13 protein-coding genes and 1 pseudogene are annotated in these 18,654 nt (G+C 73.4%); 5 read left to right on the forward strand and 9 right to left on the reverse strand.

Going from position 1 to position 18,654, the window contains the following annotated elements:
- Positions 1-8: 8 nt before the first annotated feature.
- Positions 9-602 (reverse strand): annotated as a pseudogene (locus JOD49_RS05245) (M48 metallopeptidase family protein); the annotation flags it as partial.
- Between the two features lie 159 nt (positions 603-761).
- Between JOD49_RS05245 and JOD49_RS05250 the strand changes: the two are divergent.
- The gene (locus JOD49_RS05250; protein WP_205306258.1) at positions 762-1,856 is read left to right on the forward strand and encodes a ThiF family adenylyltransferase; all 1,095 of its coding nucleotides are present in this window, start codon (positions 762-764) and stop codon (positions 1,854-1,856) included.
- Here the strand turns inward: JOD49_RS05250 and JOD49_RS05255 are convergent.
- The 3 genes from JOD49_RS05255 to JOD49_RS05260 all read right to left on the reverse strand — a co-directional run bounded on the left by JOD49_RS05255 (position 1,842) and on the right by JOD49_RS05260 (position 4,762).
- Positions 1,842-2,276: a WhiB family transcriptional regulator gene (locus tag JOD49_RS05255; RefSeq protein WP_205306259.1), complete on the reverse strand. Its 435-nt coding sequence runs from the start codon at positions 2,274-2,276 to the stop codon at positions 1,842-1,844. The genes JOD49_RS05250 and JOD49_RS05255 overlap by 15 nt on opposite strands.
- A gap of 174 nt (positions 2,277-2,450) precedes the next feature.
- Complete coding sequence (locus JOD49_RS20490) at positions 2,451-2,576, reverse strand: hypothetical protein (protein ID WP_275588966.1); 126 nt, start codon at positions 2,574-2,576, stop codon at positions 2,451-2,453.
- A 164-nt stretch (positions 2,577-2,740) separates the two neighbouring features.
- Positions 2,741-4,762 carry an ATP-dependent DNA helicase UvrD2 gene (locus JOD49_RS05260; RefSeq protein WP_205306260.1) on the reverse strand — a complete coding sequence of 674 codons (2,022 nt, stop codon included), beginning with the start codon at positions 4,760-4,762 and terminating at the stop codon, positions 2,741-2,743.
- 275 nt (positions 4,763-5,037) lie between these two features.
- Between JOD49_RS05260 and JOD49_RS05265 the strand changes: the two genes are divergently transcribed.
- Entirely contained in the window at positions 5,038-5,304 is a 267-nt protein-coding gene (locus tag JOD49_RS05265; RefSeq protein ID WP_138825247.1) for a mycoredoxin, read from the forward strand.
- Positions 5,305-5,447: 143 nt separating this feature from the next.
- Here JOD49_RS05265 and JOD49_RS05270 read toward each other — a convergent pair whose 3' ends face one another.
- Together JOD49_RS05270 and nudC are read right to left on the reverse strand one after the other, a co-directional pair.
- Positions 5,448-6,491: a DUF2776 family protein gene (locus JOD49_RS05270; protein ID WP_205306261.1), complete on the reverse strand. Its 1,044-nt coding sequence runs from the start codon at positions 6,489-6,491 to the stop codon at positions 5,448-5,450.
- A gap of 93 nt (positions 6,492-6,584) precedes the next feature.
- Positions 6,585-7,619: an NAD(+) diphosphatase gene (gene nudC, locus JOD49_RS05275; RefSeq protein ID WP_307822405.1), complete on the reverse strand. Its 1,035-nt coding sequence runs from the start codon at positions 7,617-7,619 to the stop codon at positions 6,585-6,587.
- Between the two features lie 109 nt (positions 7,620-7,728).
- Between nudC and JOD49_RS05280 the strand changes: the two genes are divergently transcribed.
- From JOD49_RS05280 to JOD49_RS05290, 3 genes are read left to right on the forward strand one after another with little or no spacing between them, the layout of a single operon-like run.
- The gene (locus JOD49_RS05280; protein ID WP_205306262.1) at positions 7,729-8,649 is read left to right on the forward strand and encodes a phosphotransferase; all 921 of its coding nucleotides are present in this window, start codon (positions 7,729-7,731) and stop codon (positions 8,647-8,649) included.
- 57 nt (positions 8,650-8,706) lie between these two features.
- Positions 8,707-9,165 carry a GyrI-like domain-containing protein gene (locus JOD49_RS05285; protein WP_205306263.1) on the forward strand — a complete coding sequence of 153 codons (459 nt, stop codon included), beginning with the start codon at positions 8,707-8,709 and terminating at the stop codon, positions 9,163-9,165.
- 58 nt (positions 9,166-9,223) lie between these two features.
- The gene (locus JOD49_RS05290) at positions 9,224-10,105 is read left to right on the forward strand and encodes an AraC family transcriptional regulator (protein WP_205306264.1); all 882 of its coding nucleotides are present in this window, start codon (positions 9,224-9,226) and stop codon (positions 10,103-10,105) included.
- Between the two features lie 869 nt (positions 10,106-10,974).
- Here the strand turns inward: JOD49_RS05290 and JOD49_RS05295 are convergent.
- Genes JOD49_RS05295 through JOD49_RS05305 form a run of 3 tightly spaced genes read right to left on the reverse strand, consistent with a single transcriptional unit; the run spans position 10,975 to position 18,600 of the window.
- The gene (locus JOD49_RS05295; protein ID WP_205306265.1) at positions 10,975-11,469 is read right to left on the reverse strand and encodes a DUF7660 family protein; all 495 of its coding nucleotides are present in this window, start codon (positions 11,467-11,469) and stop codon (positions 10,975-10,977) included.
- Positions 11,470-11,518: 49 nt separating this feature from the next.
- Positions 11,519-15,106: an ATP-dependent helicase gene (locus tag JOD49_RS05300; protein WP_205306266.1), complete on the reverse strand. Its 3,588-nt coding sequence runs from the start codon at positions 15,104-15,106 to the stop codon at positions 11,519-11,521.
- A complete protein-coding gene (locus tag JOD49_RS05305; protein ID WP_205306267.1) occupies positions 15,103-18,600 on the reverse strand; it encodes an ATP-dependent helicase in 3,498 nt (1,165 codons plus the stop codon). The genes JOD49_RS05300 and JOD49_RS05305 overlap by 4 nt, the downstream gene beginning before the upstream one ends.
- Positions 18,601-18,654: the final 54 nt, after the last annotated feature.

Raw genomic sequence — 18,654 nt, forward strand, 5'->3', positions numbered from 1 at the left:
TCCTCGACGTCGTCGGGACTCCCCGGGGCGTCCGGGGCCGCGCCGTCACGGCTGAACGAGACCCCCTCGAGAAACCCCTTGGCCCGCTCGGTCCGCGGGTACGACTCGAGGAGCGCCCAGAACCCCGGGCCGTGCCCCGCGTGCAGCAGGTGGGCGAGCTCGTGCAGCAGCACGTAGTCGAGCACCCACTCGGGCATGCCCCGCACCCGCGTCGAGATGCGGATGCTGCCGTCGATCAAGGTGCACGACCCCCAGCGACGACCCTGGTTGCTCGACCAGCGCACGCTCGTCGGGTGCGCCCTGCCGTCCAGGTACTTCGCGGACAGCTCGGTGGCGCGAGCCACGAGCTCGTCGTCGGAGGGGCGGCGGCGCCGCTCCTTGTCCGCGAGCCGGTCCAGCATGCGCTGCACCCATTCGCGTTCCTGGGCACGCGTGAACCGCGCGGGGATCGACACGATCGTACGGTCCCCGTCGCGGTAGGCGCTGACCGTGCTCTTGCGGCGACGGCTCCGGCGCACCTCGACGTACGTCTCGCCGCTCTTCGCGGCGCCTCGCTCGGCTTCGTAGGCCACGGCACAGACCGTAGTGGCTCCGCCTGACATGTGCCATAGCCCACGCCGAGAGTTCCCCCGCAAGTCTGCGCAGTATCGTCGAGAACTGGTCAAGTCTTGGCGAGGAAGACGGTCCTGTGGAGAACCGTGGAAGGCACCTCCTGCGGCCCCAGACTGGTCCCGCAGGACCCGCACCAGCCGAGGAGCCCCATGGACGACGCCCCCCTCTTCCCCGTGCGCCTCCGCCCGAGGACCGTCGTGCTCCGTCGAGGACCCGGAGTGCTCCAGTACGGCACCGACGAGCGCTGGAGCGTGCACCTGAGCGGTCTCGCCGACCACGAGGTCGCCTGGCTCCTCGACCACCACCGCTCGGGGCGGGCCCTCCTGCACGCGCCGCCTGCCCGGTTCGCCGTCACGCCCGTGCGACAACTGGAGATCGTGCGCCACCTCCACGAGGCGCTCCTCGTCGTCGGGCCGCCGGACGCAGAATCACCTCACGTCGTCGCGCCCGCCCACGGCGGAGCGGACGCTCCGACGCTGTCCCTCCTGCGGCCCGACGGGAGCGGACGGACGACCCTCGCCCACCGCGCCCGCGCGAGCGTCGGTGTCGAAGGGCTCGGGAGGCTGGGCCTGGGGATCGCGGTCGTGCTCGCCACCGCGGGCGTGGGCACGCTCCTGCTCGACGACGCCGCGCCGGTCCAGGCGACGGACGTCGGGCTCGGCGGCTACCGGTCACGGGACGTCGGGCGGGCGCGAGGAGAAGCAGCCGCGAGGATCCTGACGGACCTCGCCCCCGACGTGCGTGGCCACCTCGTCGAGGCCGCGCGATGGGTGTCGCCGCACGAGGGACGGCCCGACGTCGTCGTGGTCGTCGAGCACCGGGTGCTGCGCCCCGAGCGGTACGGACAGCTCACGGGCGACGGGACCGCGCACCTACCGGTCGTGGTGCGGGAAGCGGATGTGGTGGTCGGACCGTTCGTCCGGCCGGGAAGGACGCCGTGCGTCCGGTGCGTCGAGGGGCATCGCGCCGACCTCGACCCGCAGTGGCCGCAGCTCGCGGACCAGCTACGAGACCCTCAGCGGGAGGTCCTCGACGTCGAGGAGACCACGCTGGCAGCCGTCGGCGCGGCGATCGCCGCGAGCCAGGTGCTCGCGCACCTCGACGGGCTGACACCCCGCGCAGCCACGGCCTGCATCGAGATCGCTGTTCCCGATGCCGTGCCGAGGCTGCGCGAGGTGGTGAGCCACCCGCGATGCGGGTGCTCGGACCTGAGAGTCGCGGCGACCATGTCAGGCCGCCGATGACGCGGAGACGGAGTCCTGCGACTCGAGAGCGGCGGCACGCGCCGCCTCCTCCGCCTGGCGGGCGAGGACCTCGGCCTTGCTCGGCCGCCCACGCCCACGCTTGCGGGCGACGACGGCTCCGTCGACGAAGACCTCGCCGCCCCAGACGCCCCAGGGCTCCTGGCGCTCGATCGCACCCGCCAGGCAACCGGCGACGAGCGGGCAGGCCTGGCACAGCGCCTTGGCCTGCTCGACCTGCGTCGACTGCTCGGCGAACCAGAGCTCGGGGTCGTTCGTGCGGCAGGGCAGCAGACCGGCGAGGAGCCGGTCGAACTCGGCCGCGTCCGAGGAACCGAGAGGGGTGGTGAGGGGTTGGTGGGGTGTCCAGGGGCCGGATCCGCCCTGGGCAGTGATGTTGTCGAGCAGCGCGGTGAGCCGCACGATGTCCTCCAGTGATGTCCTGATCTGCGTGTGAACTTCTTTGTCACAGGACCCGCAGGTGGTCGTGGCGTCCGGGGATGGTGGACGGCTGACCGGGAAGACGATCGCATTCGGAGAAACACGAAGGCCGCGGGTCCAGGTGGACTCCGCGGCCTGAGAAGGGTGCGTCGGTGACTAGACCGGCGACGTCCTCAGTGCGGAGTCGGGAACGGGGCGGATGACGAGGGATCCGCCGCGCCGTGCGCGGTTGATCGGATCGGCCGACACATGTGTCGGGCTCGCCGTCAGGATCTGCTTCACCAAGCCCACCTCCCATCTCCGTCGAACGCCCGCCTCTCGGCGCGCGTCTCTCCTACAAGGACTCCTGAACCATATGCCGCCCTCGGAAGGACGCACAACTTATTTGACGAACTTCTTTCGACGAGTTTTCTCGAGCCCCGAAGAAGCCCGTGATCGCACCGGAATCAGCCCGCGGAACGCGCCACGATGTCCAGCAGCGTCGCACCGTACTTCTCGATCTTGGCCGGCCCGATCCCGTTGATCCTCGCCAGGTCCGGCACCGAGGCGGGCCGGGTCTCGGCGATCGCCGCGAGCGTGCCGTCGACCAGGATCGTGAACGCCGGCTTGTCCGTCTCGTGCGCGACCGACATCCGCCACTCGCGGAGCTGCTCGAACAGCGCCTGGTCGTACTCGCCCGTGAGGTGGACCTTGTTCTGGTTCGCGCGGCTACGACGCGGGGAGCGCGACTGCTCGTCGTCGGGCCACAGGCCGTCGAGGAAGCGCGTCCGACGACGCGACGCACGCCCACCAGGGTTGCGGGAGCGCCCGAACGACACCTGCAGGTGCTCACGCGCACGCGTGATGCCCACGTACAGCAGGCGACGCTCCTCGGCGACCGCCTCGTCGGTCTCCGCGAGCGAGATGGGCATGAGGCCCTCGCTCATGCCCGCGAGGAAGACCGCATCCCACTCCAGGCCCTTGGCGGCGTGCAACGACGCGAGCGTGACCCCCTCGACCGTGGGCGCGTGCTGGGCCGAGGCGCGCTCGTCGAGCTCCGCGACGAACGAGACCACCGTGGGCGGTGCACCGTCCGGCGCGACGCGCGCGACGTCGTCGGCCAGGGCGACCAGGGCTTGCATGGACTCCCACCGTTCACGCGCCGCACCACGCGCCGACGGGGGCTCGTTCGCCCAGCCCGCCGTGATCAGGACGTCCCGGACCGTCTCCGGCATGGGGACCTGCGGGTCCGCGGACCGCGCCGCGCCGCGCAGCAGCACGATCGCGTCACGGACCTCCTTGCGCTGGAAGAAACGCTCGCCCCCTCGGACGAGATAGGCGATGCCCGCGTCCGCGAGCGCCTGCTCGAAACCCTCCGACTGGGCGTTGGTGCGGTACAGGATCGCGATCTCGCTCGCTCGCGTCCCGGCAGCCAGGAGGCGACCGATCTGCGCGGCGATGCCCTTGGCCTCGGCCTCGTCGTCGTCGTACGCGACGTACGCCACGGGTGGGCCGGACGGCCGCTGGGCGACGAGCTCGAGCGCCTGGTGCGCTCCCCCGCGACGCCCCGCTCGTGCCAGGAGCTGGTTCGCGAGCGTCACGACCTGGGGCGTGGACCGGTAGTCGCGGACGAGCCTGACGACCTGGGCGCCCGGGTACTTGGTGGGGAACGTGAGCAGGTGGTGGGGCGTGGCGCCCGTGAAGGAGTAGATCGTCTGCGACGGGTCGCCGACCACGCACAGCTCCTTGCGCCCGCCCAGCCACTGGTCGAGCACGAACTGCTGGAGCGGCGACACGTCCTGGTACTCGTCGACCACGAAGTGGCGGTACTGGCGGCGCACCTCGTCGGCCATGGCTCCCTGCGAGGCCAGCATGTCGCCGAGCATGAGCAGGACGTCCTCGAAGTCGATGACCGACCGCTCGGTCTTGACCTCCTCGTAGGAGGCGATGAGCCGCGCGACGGTCTGGTGGTCGTAGCCCGCGGGCGCCGGCCGGTCGATCGCCGCGCACGCCTTCACGTAGTCGTCGGCCGTGACGAGCGAGACCTTGGACCACTCGACCTCCGAGGACAGGTCGCGGACCGCGATCCGGTCCACGCCGAGCCCGAGCCTGCGCGCCGCCTCCCCGACCACCGACGCCTTGTACTCGAGGATGCGCGGCGGGGCGCCACCCACGACCTTGGGCCAGAAGTAGCTGAGCTGTCGCAGCGCCGCCGCGTGGAAGGTCCGCGCCTGGACGCCCGTCGCGCCCAGCTCGCGCAGTCGCGTGCGCATCTCGCCCGCGGCACGGGCCGTGAACGTCACGGCCAGGACGCTCGTCGGCGTGTAGGCGCCCGTGCGCACCCCGTACGCGATCCGGTGCGTGATGGCGCGCGTCTTGCCCGTGCCCGCGCCCGCGAGCACGCAGACGGGACCGTGCAGCGCGAGGGCGACATCACGCTGGTCGGGGTCGAGGGCTTCGAGGATCTGGTCCGCTGACTCGTTCGGCATCACGTCGATTCTCTCAGCCACCGCCGACAACGGGTGCCATTCTCCACAGGGTCGGATGCTCCTCTCGGGGCGGCGGGCGTGGCCGAGCCTGCTCGCGGGCGGTGTCCCGCCCAGGGGCGGACGACGCCAGGATCCCTGTCCGGCACCTGGCGTCACGCACCGGGAACAACCCGACCCGTGCGGACGTTCCCCACGACGACACCTCCCGGGTCTCGCACCCCGGGCCGGTCGTCGGCCCGCGCTCTCCGCCGGGTCCCGCGAACGAAGGAGCACCGATGGCCACGGCCCCGACCACCCCCGACGCCGGATCGATCGTCATGTACTCGACGACCTGGTGCGGCTACTGCCGTCGCCTGAAGACCCAGCTCGACTCCGCGGGCATCGGGTACACCGAGGTGAACATCGAGGAGCACCCCGAGAGCGCGGCGTACGTCGAGCAGGTCAACGGGGGCAACCAGACGGTCCCGACCGTGGTCTTCCCGGACGGCACCGCGGCGACCAACCCGTCGCTCGCCCAGGTCAAGGAGCGCCTCGCGGTCTGACCTCCCCTCGCCCCTGACGGACCCCGCACGCACCGCGCGGCACGTCAGCGCAGAAGGCCCCGGACCGGAGTCCGGGGCCTTCTGCCGTCCTCGGGCCGCGCTCCTCGTCCGACCCGCTCCAGCGCCCAGGTCGTGCCGAACGGCTACTTCGAGGTCCCCGCCTCGAGGATCGACACGATCGAGAAGAGCGTGAAGCAGACCGCACCGAGCCCCACCAGGACGTGCGCGCCGACGAAGAAGCCCGGCTCGGTCAGGGTCGCTTCGAAGAGGAACGCCGCGAAGAACAGGCACGCGAGCGCCGTGGCCACCGGGATGATGGGTATGCGGTTGGCGAGCGCGAAGACCTGGCGCCACACGAGCGCGAGCAGCAGCACCTTGGACAGGATGCTGAAGCAGATGAGACCCAGGCCGATCAGCACCGTGCCCGGGGCCAGGCGCGCCGGGTCGTCCGAGCTGAAGAGCACCACGAGCCCCAGGGTCACGTTGATGGTCCCCATCGCGACGACCCACCACGCCCAGCGGTAGCGTTCGGCGTCGCCGAACTCGTTGCGGACCTGGCGCACGATGCTCGCGACGAGCGCGACGAGTGCGGAACAGATGAGCGACAGGCCGACCATGACGTTGCCCGCGACCAGGGCCGCGTTGCCGCCGCGCGCGTAGAGCGTCGCCGCCACGACGAGACCGGCCACCGCGAACAGGGCGGGGATCGCGATCAGCAGGGTTCCCGTCCCGCGCGGGTAGGCGCCGTCCGGCGCGCCGCCTCCGACGGGAAGAGCCGCGCTCTTCTGGATGAGCACGAACTTGGTCGACGCCGTGGCCACGGTGCTCACGCACCCCGTGATGAACCCGATGCCGAGCACCACGTGCCCGGCCACGACGAACTGCGGCTCGTCGCCCCGGCCGATGATCGTGACGCCCCAGATCATGGTCGCGAGAGCCACCGCGTATCCGAGCACGGGCAGCGCGACGGCCCAGACGCGACCGTACCGGTGGACGAGCTGGCGGATGATCGTCGCGGCGGTCGTGAACAGCGCGATGCAGATCGCGGTCAGAGCCACGTTGACGTGACCTGCGACGAAGTGGTTCGCGTCGTCACCGCCGGACAGGACGTAGAGCCCGAACGCGAGGCACACCGCCCCCATCACCAGCGGGATCGCACGGAAGAGAATGCTGATCGACGGGTTCATGCTCACTCCTCAGGGTGGACGAGCCGGTGCGTCCACCGTAGGCAGGGCATCGAGGATCGGCCCGTCGAGCACCCTGGACGGGCCCGCGGTCGCTCACTCCCCCGTGAGCGGACCGCCGAACCACTCCTCGATGAGCGCCCGAGCGATCGACGAACGGCTCGGCAGCCTCACGTCCCCGCTCTCCGTCGCCTCGGCGAGCTGCTCCCGGGTGAACCAGCGCGCGTCGGTGACCTCCTCGCCGTCGGGCCGGACGTCCGTCGTGAGCGCCGTGGCCGTGAAGCCCAGCATGAGCGAGGCCGGGAACGGCCACGGCTGGCTCGCGCGGTAGACGACCTCCCCGACCGTGACGCCGACCTCCTCGGCGACCTCGCGCCGCACGGCCTGCTCGAGCCCCTCACCCGGCTCGACGTAGCCCGCGAGCGTCGAGAAGCGGCCCTCCGGCCAGTGCGCCGCGTGGCCCAGCAGGAGCCGGTCCTCGCCCGGTCCCGCGCCCGGGTCGACGACGGCCATGATGACCGCCGGGTCGGTGCGCGGATAGTGCTCGACGTCCTGTGCGACGCAACGCCGCACCCAGCCCGCCGCGACGGGCACGGTCGGCTCGCCGCAGCGCGGGCAGCGCTCGTTGGCCGCGTGCCAGGCCGCGAGCGCGACGGCCTCGGTCGCCAGGCCCGTGTCGCGCGGTCCCAGGCGCGAGGCGAGCTCGCGCAGCCCCGCCCACTCGTGCGCACGCACCAGGACCGACAGCGGCCCCTTGGGGTCCACGCCCTCGATGTCGAGGTCGAGGTCGTCGGCGTCGTCGGGCAGGAGGAGAGCCAGGAAGGACGTGCCCGACGGCGCATCCTCGCCCAGGAAGACCCAGCGCGGCGTGTTGCCGTGGTCGCCCGAGGCCGCGTGCGGCTCGGGGACGGCCGCGACCTCCTGCGGCGTCGCGAGCGCGAGGCCCTCCGTGCCCGTCGCGAGGCGACCGCGGTGCAGCAGCACCACGCGCGTCGACGGGTCGGCGCGGAGCGTCGCGACCAGGCCCTCCTCGGTCCGGCGGTGCGCCGCACGGTCGAGCATCGAGTGCGCGAGCGGGAGGTGCGCGGCGAAAGGGCTGGGAGAGGCGGCGGGCGAGGTCTGGTCGGTCACCTGTCGACCGTAGGTCACGCGGAGCCGGCACGGCACCCGGCGGGTCCGCGTGGTGGACACGCTCCGGTCCGGGTGACGCCGCCCGCCCCGCACCGACTACCGTGGACGCGTGCCACGCTCACCGCTCAACCTCGCCGCACTCGCGACCGCGGCCGTCCCCGGCCTCGACGTCCGGTCCGTGCGACCGTCCGAAGCAACGGGCGACGACGACGTCGCGATCGTCACCGACAGCGGCGGCCAGGAGTGGGTCGTCCGAGCACCGCGGACCCTCGCGGCCGGCGCAGCCCTCGAAGCCGAGACCGCGCTCCTGGACTCGCTGCGCCACTACGTGACGACGGGCGTCCTGTCGTTCACCGTGCCCGACGTCCTGGGCTATGCGCTGCTGCCCGAGGGCGGGCGCGCCGTCGTGCACCACCGCTACGGCGGGGTGCCGCTCGACCTCGACACCCTGCGTCCCGGCCCCGGGCTCGCCGCCGACCTGGGTCGCGTGCTCGCCGCGGTGCACGAGCTCCCGCACTCGGTCGTCGAGAACGCGGGCCTGCCCGTCTACACGGCCGCCGAGTACCGCGACCGGCGCCTCGCCGAGGTCGACGAGGCCGCCAAGACCGGCCGGGTGCCCGCCCGGCTCCTGCGCCGCTGGGAGGCCGCACTCGAGGACGTGTCGCTGTGGAAGTACCAGCCCGTCGTCGTGCACGGCGACCTGGGCACCGAGCAGGTGCTCGTCGCGCGCGGGCGCGTCGTGGCCATCACCGACTGGGCCGAGGCGCGCGTCGCGGACCCGGCCGACGACCTCGCGTGGCTGCTCGTCGCGGCGCCTCCCGAGGCGATCGACTCGATCATGGAGGCGTACCAGCTCCGCCGCACCGAGCTCACCGACCCGCACCTGACCGACCGGGCGCTGCTCGCGGGCGAGCTGGCGCTGGCCCGCTGGCTGCTGCACGGCGTGCGGCACCGGCTCCAGGACGTGATCGACGACGCCGTCGACATGCTGATCGACCTCGACGAGGTGACGAGCGGGAACGAGGGGTAGGAAGCGGCGTCCGACCGTGGCACGAATCGCACAACCACCCCGATCTACGGTGGCGCCATGGACACTACAGAACGCACGACCCACGTCAACGAGCCCGTCACGATCCTGGGCCGCCACGTCCGCACCGACCCCGCCCGGTCGGCCGAGGACATCCCCGCGCTGTGGGCCGAGGTGACCTCCGGCGCTCTGCTCGCGAGCGTCCCCGGCCGGTTGTCCGGCGACGTCTACGCCGTGTACTCCGACCTGGAGCACGCAGGGCGGACGAACGACGGCGCCTTCACCTTCACGATCGGGGCACCGGTCGCGGAGGGCTCCGTAGCACCGCCCGGTCTCTCGCTCGTCACGATCCCGCGCTCGCGGCGCGTGGTGTTCCCCGCTCCCGAGAACGACCCGTCGCGCATCATCGAGGCGTGGCAGCTCGCGTGGGCGTCCGACGACGCCGAGAAGACCTTCCTGTGCGAGTACGAGCTGTATGCCGACGACGGCACGGTCGCGGTCCACCTCGGCGTCCGCTGATCACGGGTAGCGTCGTCCTCCAGGCGACGCCGTCGCGGCGGCCTGACAGGGGGACGACGTGCGGGCAGAGCACTGGATCGACTACGAGCAGCGGTTCGACGTCGTCCTCGCGCACGTCCACGACCACCTCGCCGAGCCGCTCGACCTCGTCGTCCTCGCCCAGGTTGCGGGCCTGTCGCCCCGCCACTTCCACCGCGTGTTCACCTCGGCGTTCGACGAGACGCTGGCGGCGCTCGTGCGTCGGCTGCGCATGCAGCGGGCGAGCGACCTCCTCGCGAACTCGACGACGCCGGTCGCGCAGGTCGCGGCGCTGTGCGGCTACCCCGACGTCTCCTCGTTCACCCGCGCCTTCACCGCGGCCCACGGCGTGCCGCCCGCGCGCTACCGCACGGTCGGGACCCATGAGCGCTTCCGGCGCGCGGTCACGCGGCGGGACCCGAGCGCGTTCGACGTCGAGATCCGCGCCGTCGAGCCGATCGCCTGCCTGTCGGTCCGTCACCGAGGCTCCTACCTCGGGATCGACCAGGCGTTCACCGACCTCGCCGTCTGGTACTCCGCGCACGGGCACCCCAGGTCGGCGCAGCGCCATCTCGGGGTCTTCCACACCGACCCCACCGCGACCGCCGTCGAGGACATGCGGTCACGGGCCTGCTTCGAGCGGCCCGGCGAACTCCCTCAGGCAGAGGTGCGACCTCTCGCCGACGGCGCGGCCGAGCTCGACGAGTACGTGATCGAGGGTGGGACCTATGCCGTGCTGACGCACCAAGGGCCGTACTCGGACATGCCCGCGAAGTACTCGTGGTTCTTCGGGTGCTGGGTCCCGCACGCCGGTGTCGCGCTCGCGGACCGGCCCGTCGTCGAGCAGTACCTCGACCTCCCGGCGGGCAGGGCACCCGGCGAGATCAGGACCGAGATGTGGCTGCCGATCGAGGGCGGGTAGGGCTCCCGCTCCGACCCGATGGCGAGCCCCTGATCGCGCGCCGACTGCGGTCGTCGATGACGTCAGTCGCCCACTCTCCAGCGGAATCGACCGGGTTCCACCGGGGCGTCCGTGCCGTTCGTCCGCAGCAGCTGCCGGACATCGATGGCCGCCCGTTCGTCACGGGCGAGCACGACCGTCTGGCGAGGGGCGATGTCGGTGAGGAACCGATGCGAGGCGACGGCAACGTCGCGGCCGAGCAGCCAGTCGGTCCCGCTGTCGAGACGGGCCCTCTCCGTCGCACGCTGACCGAGAAGCAGTGGATCGACACCGGGTCATCGCTGAGCGTCGCCGCGTTCCACCACCCGTGGTGCTCACGCCAGATCGCGCAGTCCTCCACGAAGCTCTCGACCGAGTCGAAGAGGAGATGGAGCTCGTCCGTCCACGAGCACCTGACCTGCCCGCCTTCCGAGAGGACGATCTGGCACTGCGCCGTGTCGTGGCGTGCGGCATCGAGCATCGGAGTCCCCTCGCGGGAGCGCCGCACCGTTGGACGTGCTCCGCCACCCAGGAGGATCGATCCCTCGAGAGGGCCGCCCTCGACCTCGAAGTCGAGTCCCTCGTAGCGCCGGGCGAACCGCCGTGCCGTCGACAGCATGGCCGACCGGTCCGCGTCCCAGCCGACGGGCCAGCACGGTTCGATCGCCTCGTCAGCCATCGCCGTCCTCCACGTCAGCTCGCGCACGAATCGAAGCGCCCGGTCCGACAGCCCTCCGGGCAGATCGTCGGCGGAGGAGGTCACGATCGCATGCCGTGGACCATACGACTGTTCACCTTCTCGTCTCTGTGCATCGGGCCGCGCGCTGCACCGTCCTACGCGCCGCCCCGTCCTAGTCGTAGACGAGCGCAGCCCGGAAGATCGCGGCGACCATGGCCCAGTCGGGGTCCTTCGGAACCGGTCTCTTCATCACGTTCGCGAAGAAGCCGTCCATCGATCCTGTCCAGCGCCCGGCTGCTTCGATCAAGGACTCCGGGGAGGAGTTCTCCGCGACGACGTCGCCTTCGCGCAGCCTGCCTGCCAGTCCGATCAGGTGCCGGGCCAGGTCTTGCCTGGTGCGGATCGCGTCGAGCGTCGGGTCGGGCCAGGTCATGGCGTCCGTCCCACGTCCGCGGGCGTCCGCAAGCCCTGCGCCACGGTCCTGGTCGCCAGTCGACGGTTGAGCATGTTCGACGCCACGCCGGTCCTCGTCCTCCATGGCACGTTCGAGCAGCGACTCGAGCACGCCCGCGAGAGAGGCCTCACCCTGGGACGAGGCCCAGGCGTGGAGGTCGTCTCGAAGTCTCGCCGACACCGTGATCGTCGTCAGGCCTTCGTGTCCGGTCATGTCCGAAGTATGCCCGGCGAGGGTCCCCGTGAGCAGACGGAGGGCGCGATCATGCGCCACTCCCCGCGACCAGCGCCTCCAGCTCGTCCGCGTCCAGCAGCCGCTCGGGGCGCACGGTCTCGTCCGAGCCCAGGTAGTAGAACGCCGCGTTGACCTTGTCGACCGGCAGCCCGGACCAGCGCGACCACGCGAGCCGGTAGACCGCGAGCTGGACCTCGCGCGTGCGCCGGGCCTCGGCGTCGCGCGGTGCCTTGCCCGTCTTCCAGTCCACGACCACGACGGCGTCCGTCGCACCTCCCGCGTGCTCGGGGCCCTCGGGGAAGACCGCGTCGATGCGCGAGCGGAACATGATGCCGCCCACGGGTGTCTCGACGTCGACCTCCACGGCGAGCGGGGTGCGCCCCGCCCACTCCGAGGCGAGGAACGTCTGCTGGAGCGCGTCGAGGTCCAGGTCCGGCGAGATGTCCTCGTCGTCGGCCCCGGGCAGGTCGTCGACGTCGAGCAGCGACGACGACGTGAAGTACTGCTCGGCCCACAGGTGGAACTGCGTGCCGCGGCGCGCGTGCACCGTGGGCTGCGCGGGCACGGGACGTCGCAGGTGCAGCGCGTACTCGTCGCGGTCCGCAGCAAGACGCACGAGCCCCGACGCCGAGATGTGCGCGGGGAACGTGATCTCGCTGCTCCGGGCGTCGCGGCGGTCGCGTTCCTCGAGCAGGATGCGCGCGAGCTCGCGCAGGTCCGTGCCGGACGCGTCGAGCAGCGGCACACGCCCCTCCGACACCCAGCCGTCTCCCGCACGGGACACCCGTGCGTCGATCTGCGCCCTGACCCTGTCCGCGGCGGCCCGCACGAGCTCGCGTGCGCGCGGTCCGGCCCCGTCCGGACCGGTCGCCACGGCATCGTCGGGGGGCCCGACGGCGTCGGCACCGGACGCTCCACGCTCCGCCCGCGGCCAGAGCGCCTCGTGGACCAGCTCGTCCCGAGGGTTGCTCTCGTCCTTGTCGGGGATGCCGGCCCAGTCGGCGTCGCTGATGATCCCGGCCTCGGCGAGCTCCACGAGGAACGGCGAGGGTGTGCGCGGCTTGGTCGCGTCACGCCACCAGGACCCGGCGAGCAGCAGCTCGGCGCGGGCACGCGTGAACGCGACGTAGGCGAGGCGGCGCTCCTCGTCGACCTGGTGCTCTCCGCTCGCCGCGAGGAACTCCTTGCGACGGCCGTCGAGGTCCTTGGCGTCCTCGGCGACCTCGTAGCCGAAGACGGGCAGGTCCTCGGCGTCGCCGCGCAACGGGTACGGGAGGTTGCCCAGGCCCGTGAACCAGCCACTGTCCGTCGGCCCCTTGTCGCCCACGGCCGTGTTGGGGAAGATCCCGTCGACCATGCCGGGCACCGCGACGACGTCCCACTCCAGCCCCTTGGAGGCGTGCACCGTGATGATCTGCACCGCGTCCGGGTCGGGTTCGCGCACGGGCAGGTCGAGGCCCCGCTCCTGCGAGCCGGCCGTGCCGAGCCACGCGAGGAACGCGCCGAGAGTCGGCAGGTCCGCGGACTGCGAGAACGTCGCCGCGACGTCCCGGAACGCGTCGAGGTGCGCGCGCCCCCGGTCGCCGACCTCCTCGCCGAACCCGCCCGCCGCGAGCGTCGCAGCGGTCGCGACCTCGATGTCGAGGCCCAGCGCACGCTCGGCCTGCGTCACGAGCTCGGGCAACGACAGGTACGTCTGCCCGCGCAGGTCGCGCAGGACCTTCGCGAGCGCGCTCAGCCGCGCGTGCCCCGCCCCGGTCAGCACGCGCCCGTCCCGAGCGGCGTGCCCGGGGCCGGGCAGGTCGTCGAGCGCGTCGACGATCGACCGGTGGTCGACCACGTCACCCTCGACCACGGTGAGCGTCCCGTCCGCGGCGACACCGGGAAGCTCCGCCTCGCCCGCAGTGTCCGCACCCGACGGACCGGCGGAGGCTCCGGCGTCGGGGCCGCCGTCACCCGCCGCGCCCGGCGCGTCCAGCGACGACGGGCGGCGCGCCGCGTCCCGGCGCGCCAGGTCCGCCGCCCAGCTGCTGAGCGCGTGCAGGTCCGCGGCACCCAGGTTGAGGCGCGGACCCGTGAGGACGCGCATGAGCGAGTCGCCGCGCGACGGGTCGTGCGCGACCTCCAGGAGCGCGACGAGGTCCACGACCTCGGGCGTCGAGAGCAGGCCGCCCAGGCCCACGACCTCGACCGGCAACCCCTTGGCGCGCAGCGCGACCTCCATCGCGAGGAACTGCGAGCGAGCGCGGCACAGCACCGCGGCGGTCACGCGTTCCTGGCGGCGCGTGCGCGGACGCCACCGTTCGGCGACGAAGTCCGCTACCGCGGCGGCCTCCTCCTCGAGCGTCGCCGCGTAGACCCCGGTCACGACGCCGCGGCCCGCACCGGGCCGCTCGTCGAGCTGCGGCACGGGCACGCGCGTGGCGCCCTCGCGCAGCGGCGCGGCCGTGACGTTGGCCGCGGCCAGGACGGCCCGGTCGTTGCGCCAGGACGTGCTGAGGTACTGCACGTCCGCGGGCGCGCCCGTGCTGCCCGGTCCCGTCGCGCGGAACCGCTCGGGGAACCGTGCCAGCCCCGACGCGCTCGCGCCGCGCCACCCGTAGATCGACTGGTTCGGGTCGCCCACGGCCGTGACGGGGTGCCCGCCGAACAGCGCGCACAGGAGCTCGACCTGCGCGTACGACGTGTCCTGGTACTCGTCGAGCAGCACCACGCCGTACCGGGCTCGCTCCCCCGCCCCGACCGCAGGGACGTCCCGCGCGAGGCGGGCCGCGATCGCGACCTGGTCCCCGAAGTCGAGCGAGTCCGACGTCCGTTTGCGCTCCCGGTACGTCTCGACGACGTCGAGCAGCCGGTGGCGTTCCCCGAGCGAGCCGAGAAGCCGCTTGACCTCGGCGTAGTGCTCGGTGCGCTTGCCACCGAGCGGCGTCGCCAGGATGGTGTCGACGATGCCCGTGATGCCCGCGCGTGCCTCGTCGGGGCTCAGCAGGTGCTCGCTCAGCGCACCGGACAGCGACAGTACGGCGCCGACGACCGTCGAGAACGCGGCCTCGGTCTGGAGGTCCCCCGCCCAGCTCTCGACGACCTCCGCCGCGAGCTGCCACTGGCTCGCCTCCGAGAGCAACCGGGCGCCGGGCTCGATGCCGATGCGCAGCGCGTGGTCCCCCACGAGCGAGGCCGCGTACGAGTTGTACGTCGAGATCGCGGGACGGTCCAGCATCGACAGCGCGGCGCCGTCCTTGCCCAGCGCCCGGTCGAGCTGCACGAGGCGGGACTGGACACGCTCGGCGAGCTCGCCCGCGGCCTTGCGCGTGAAGGTCAGCCCGAGCACGGCCTCCTTGGCGACCCACTCGTTCGCGATGAGCCACACGACGCGCGCGGCCATGGTCTCGGTCTTGCCCGACCCGGCACCGGCCACGACGAGCAGCGGCGCGAGGGGCGCCTCGATCACGGCGACCTGCTCGTCGGTGGGTCGCGGACGCCCCAGCATCTCGGCGATCCGCACCGCGGAGAAACGCGGCTCGGGCAGCCCGTGGGTGCCCGCCGCGGCGCCCGCCCCGGAGGGCAGCCCGACCGCCCCGAGGGCGACGTCGTCGAACAGCGACTCGGCGCTCATGCGATCACCTGGCGGCCTTCCGTCATGAGGGGGCAGGAGCGGCGCACGGGGCACACCGAGCACAGCTTGTTCTCGCGGGCCGTGAACACCGAGTCGGCCATGGTGTCCGCGACGTCCTCGACGAGCTCGCGCGCCCAGCTCGTGCCGTCGGGCTCGGGCTCGAGCGCGGGCTGCGTCCGCAGGCCCGCGTCCTTGCCGTCGCCCACGAACACGAGCTGTGCGCCGGCGCTGCGGGTGCCGTCGGGCAGGTCGAGCACCCCGCCCTCCACCGCGAGCTGGTAGGTGCCGAGCTGAGGGTTGGTCACGGCCTCCGCGACCGACGGCTTGGTCTTGCCCGTCTTGAGGTCCGCGACCCGCACCGCGCCGTCCCCGGCGTCCTCGACCCGGTCGATGACCCCGCGCAGCACGGCCCGGCCGATCTCGAGCTCGAACGGGGCCTCGACGAGCAGCGGCTCACCCGCGGCCTGAAGGTACCCGGCGAGTCGGCCGACCATGTCCTCGGCCTTGTGGCGCGTCTGCGTCGCGGGCCACCCGGGCGTGAGCGCGAGCTCGGGCCAGCGGCGGTCCAGCTCGGCCGCGAGCTCGGAGTGCGTCCCGCGCGGCGCCTCCTGCGCGATCGAGTGGACCAGGTTGCCGAGCGACTGCGCGGTCGCGTCGGGAGCCGTGCCGCCCGCGCTCTCCACGGCCCAGCGCAGCGCGCACCTGCTCACCGACTCGACCTTGGACGGCGAGATCATGACCGTGTCCTCGGGACCCCACAGGGGTTCGGTGCTGGAGACCGGGTTGACGCCGTACCAGGACTCGGGCCGTGCCTCCCCGACGCCCGCGAGCGCCAGGTCGGCGAGGAGCTCCGCGAGGTCGTCGGCGCGCGCGGGGTCCGCAGAGTCCGCGGAGTCGTCGACGCCGCGCCGCCCACCAGGGGCAGCCGACCGCGCGGAAGGTGCGGGCACCTCGGGCGACGCCTTCACGACCTCCTCGACGAGCAGGCTGCGCGCCGAGGCGACGAGCCCGCGCAGGTCGAGCGGTTGCCCGACCTCGACGCGGCGCGGGTCACGCTCCTCGTCGGACCCCACGGGCCCGTCCCCGTCGTCGCCGCCGGGCACCGCGCCCGGCCCCTCGTCGGTGTCGTCAGGTCCCGCGGGCGGGCACACGAGGTCGACGAACGGCGAGGGGACCTCGTCGACGTCGCTCACGGCCGTGACGAGCAGGCGTCGCGTCGCGCGCGAGGTCGCGACCGCGAAGGACCGCAGCTCGTCCGTGAGGACGGCGCGCCGCGCGTCCGGACCCAGGCCGTGCGCGTCCTGCGAGCGCCCCGCGAGGAGCTCGACGAGCGCCTCGGAGCCGAGCAAGGAGTCACGCAGCCGCAGGTCCGGCCACACGCCGTCCTGGACCCCGGCCACGACCACGACGTCCCACTCGCGTCCGGCCGCGCCCGCAGGGGTCAGGGCGGCGACCGAGTCCGTGCCCGCGGCACGGGCCGCGAGCGAGTCGGCGGGCAGGTCCTGGGACTCGAGGTACTCCACGAACGCCGACGGCGGAGCGCCGGGCATGCGGTCGACGAACGTCTCGGCGGCGCGGAAGAGGGCGAGGACCGCATCGAGGTCCCGGTCCGCGCGCGCACCGACCGCTCCCCCGCCCAGAGCGGCGTCGCGCCAGCGGTCCGAGAGCCGGGTGGCGCTCCAGATCGCCCAGAGCACGGTCTGCGCGGTCGCGTCGGGGGCGCGCGTGGCCTCGCGGCCGGCCGTGATGACGCGAGCGACCGCCGCGGCGCCGCGGCGCACGCTCGCGGGCAGCGTCGCGGCGCGCGACTCGTCGAGCAGGACCTCGACCAGGAGCGCGTCCGAGGTGCGCCCGCCGCCCGAGCCGAGCTCCTCGGCGCGCAGGGCGCGACGCAGCCGGCGCAGCGCGACGACGTCCAGCCCGCCCACGGGAGACGTCACGAGGGCTGCGGCGGTCACGGGGTCGAGCTCGTCGAAGGGCGACGGCTCGTCGGACCGGGCGGGCTCCCGCTCGATCAGCGTCTCGGCAGGGTCACCCACGTCGCGGGTCACGGCGTCGTCGATCCCGGCCGCGCCGCGCACGCCGTCGAGGCCGCGCGAACGCCCGGCGGGCGGCAACCCGACCGCGACCCGCATGATCGCGAGCAACGGCGTGACCGCGGGTTCCTCGCGCAACGGGACGTCCGAGCCGAGGATGCCGACGGGCACCGAGGCCGCGATGAGCGCACGGCGCAGCGTCGCGAGCTGGGCCCCGGCGCGGCAGACCACGGCCATGCGCCCCCAGGGGGTGCCGTGCAGCAGGTGCTCGGCACGCAGCTCGCGGGCCACGTACGCGGCTTCCTCTGCGCCGCTGCCGAGCAGCGCGACCGAGGCACCGCGCGGCGCGCCGTCCTCCGGGGTGGTGACCGGGGACGCCACCGCACCGCGGTGGACGGCACCCGCGACCGTGCCGATCTGGGTCGTCACGGTCCGCGTGACGTCGCGAAGGTCGCCTTCCTGCCGCCAGGCGGTGCCAAGGACCTCGACCCGGGCGTCGAACTCCCCCGTCGCGGCGCGCCGCCGCACCGGGGCCGCTGCCCGCCCGACCAGGGCAGGGCTCGCGCCGCGGAAGGTCTGCACCGCGGTGTCCGGGTCCGCGAGCAGGACGAGGCGCGCGCCGTCGTCGTGCACCACACGCAAGAAGCGTGCGGTCGCGATCGTGGCCTCCTGGTAGTCGTCCACCACGACCACGTCCCATCCGGGCCGAGGCGCGCCCGTGACCTCGTCCTCCCAGGCGAGCAGGGCCTCGGCGGCCTCGTCGACCACGACTGCCGGGTCGTAGCGCGAGCCCAGGTCCGGGGTACCCACCCGCAGCGCGGTCACGTCGAGGTACTCCTGGTAGACCTGCGCGGCGGTCCGCCACTCGGGGCGGTCGTGCTGCGTGCCCAGGTCGTCGAGGTCTGCGGGGGTCAGACCGCGCTCGGCCGCACGCATGAGCAGGTCGCGCAGCTCCTGGCGCAGGCCGCGCAGCGCCAGGACCTCCTCCGGCAGGCCGTCGGGCAGGCGCAGCGGCACGCCCTCGCCGTCGAGGTGACCCGCGAGGAGCTCGGCGAGCAGGAGGTCCTGCTCGGGACCGGAGATCAGGGTCGGAGGCGGTTCGCCGGTCGCCGCAGCCCGCGCCCGCAGGACCGCGAACGCGGCAGCGGCGGCAGTGCGCACCATGGGCGCGCTGACGGTACGGTCCGCGCGCGCCGACAACCGGTCACGGACCTCAGCCGCGGAGCGTCGCGACGCGGCGATGACCAGGACACGCGCCGGGTCGACCCCTTCGCTCAGCGCCTGTGCGGCCACCTCGATGGCCACGGTCGTCTTGCCCGTCCCCGGCGCCCCCACGACGAGCGTCGCGGGCTCGGTGCGCGCCGCGTCGAGCGCGGCCCGCTGGGTCGCGTCGAGCCGGACGGGCGCCGCCGAAGCGGTGTCCGGCAGGACGAGGCGGAGGTCGGGCAGGTGCAGCACCCGAAGATCTCACCACGAGGCACCCACAGAGCCGCGCACCGCCACGGGCGCCGC

Origin of the sequence: Oerskovia jenensis (assembly GCF_016907235.1) — a bacterium.
Taxonomy (GTDB): domain Bacteria; phylum Actinomycetota; class Actinomycetes; order Actinomycetales; family Cellulomonadaceae; genus Oerskovia; species Oerskovia jenensis.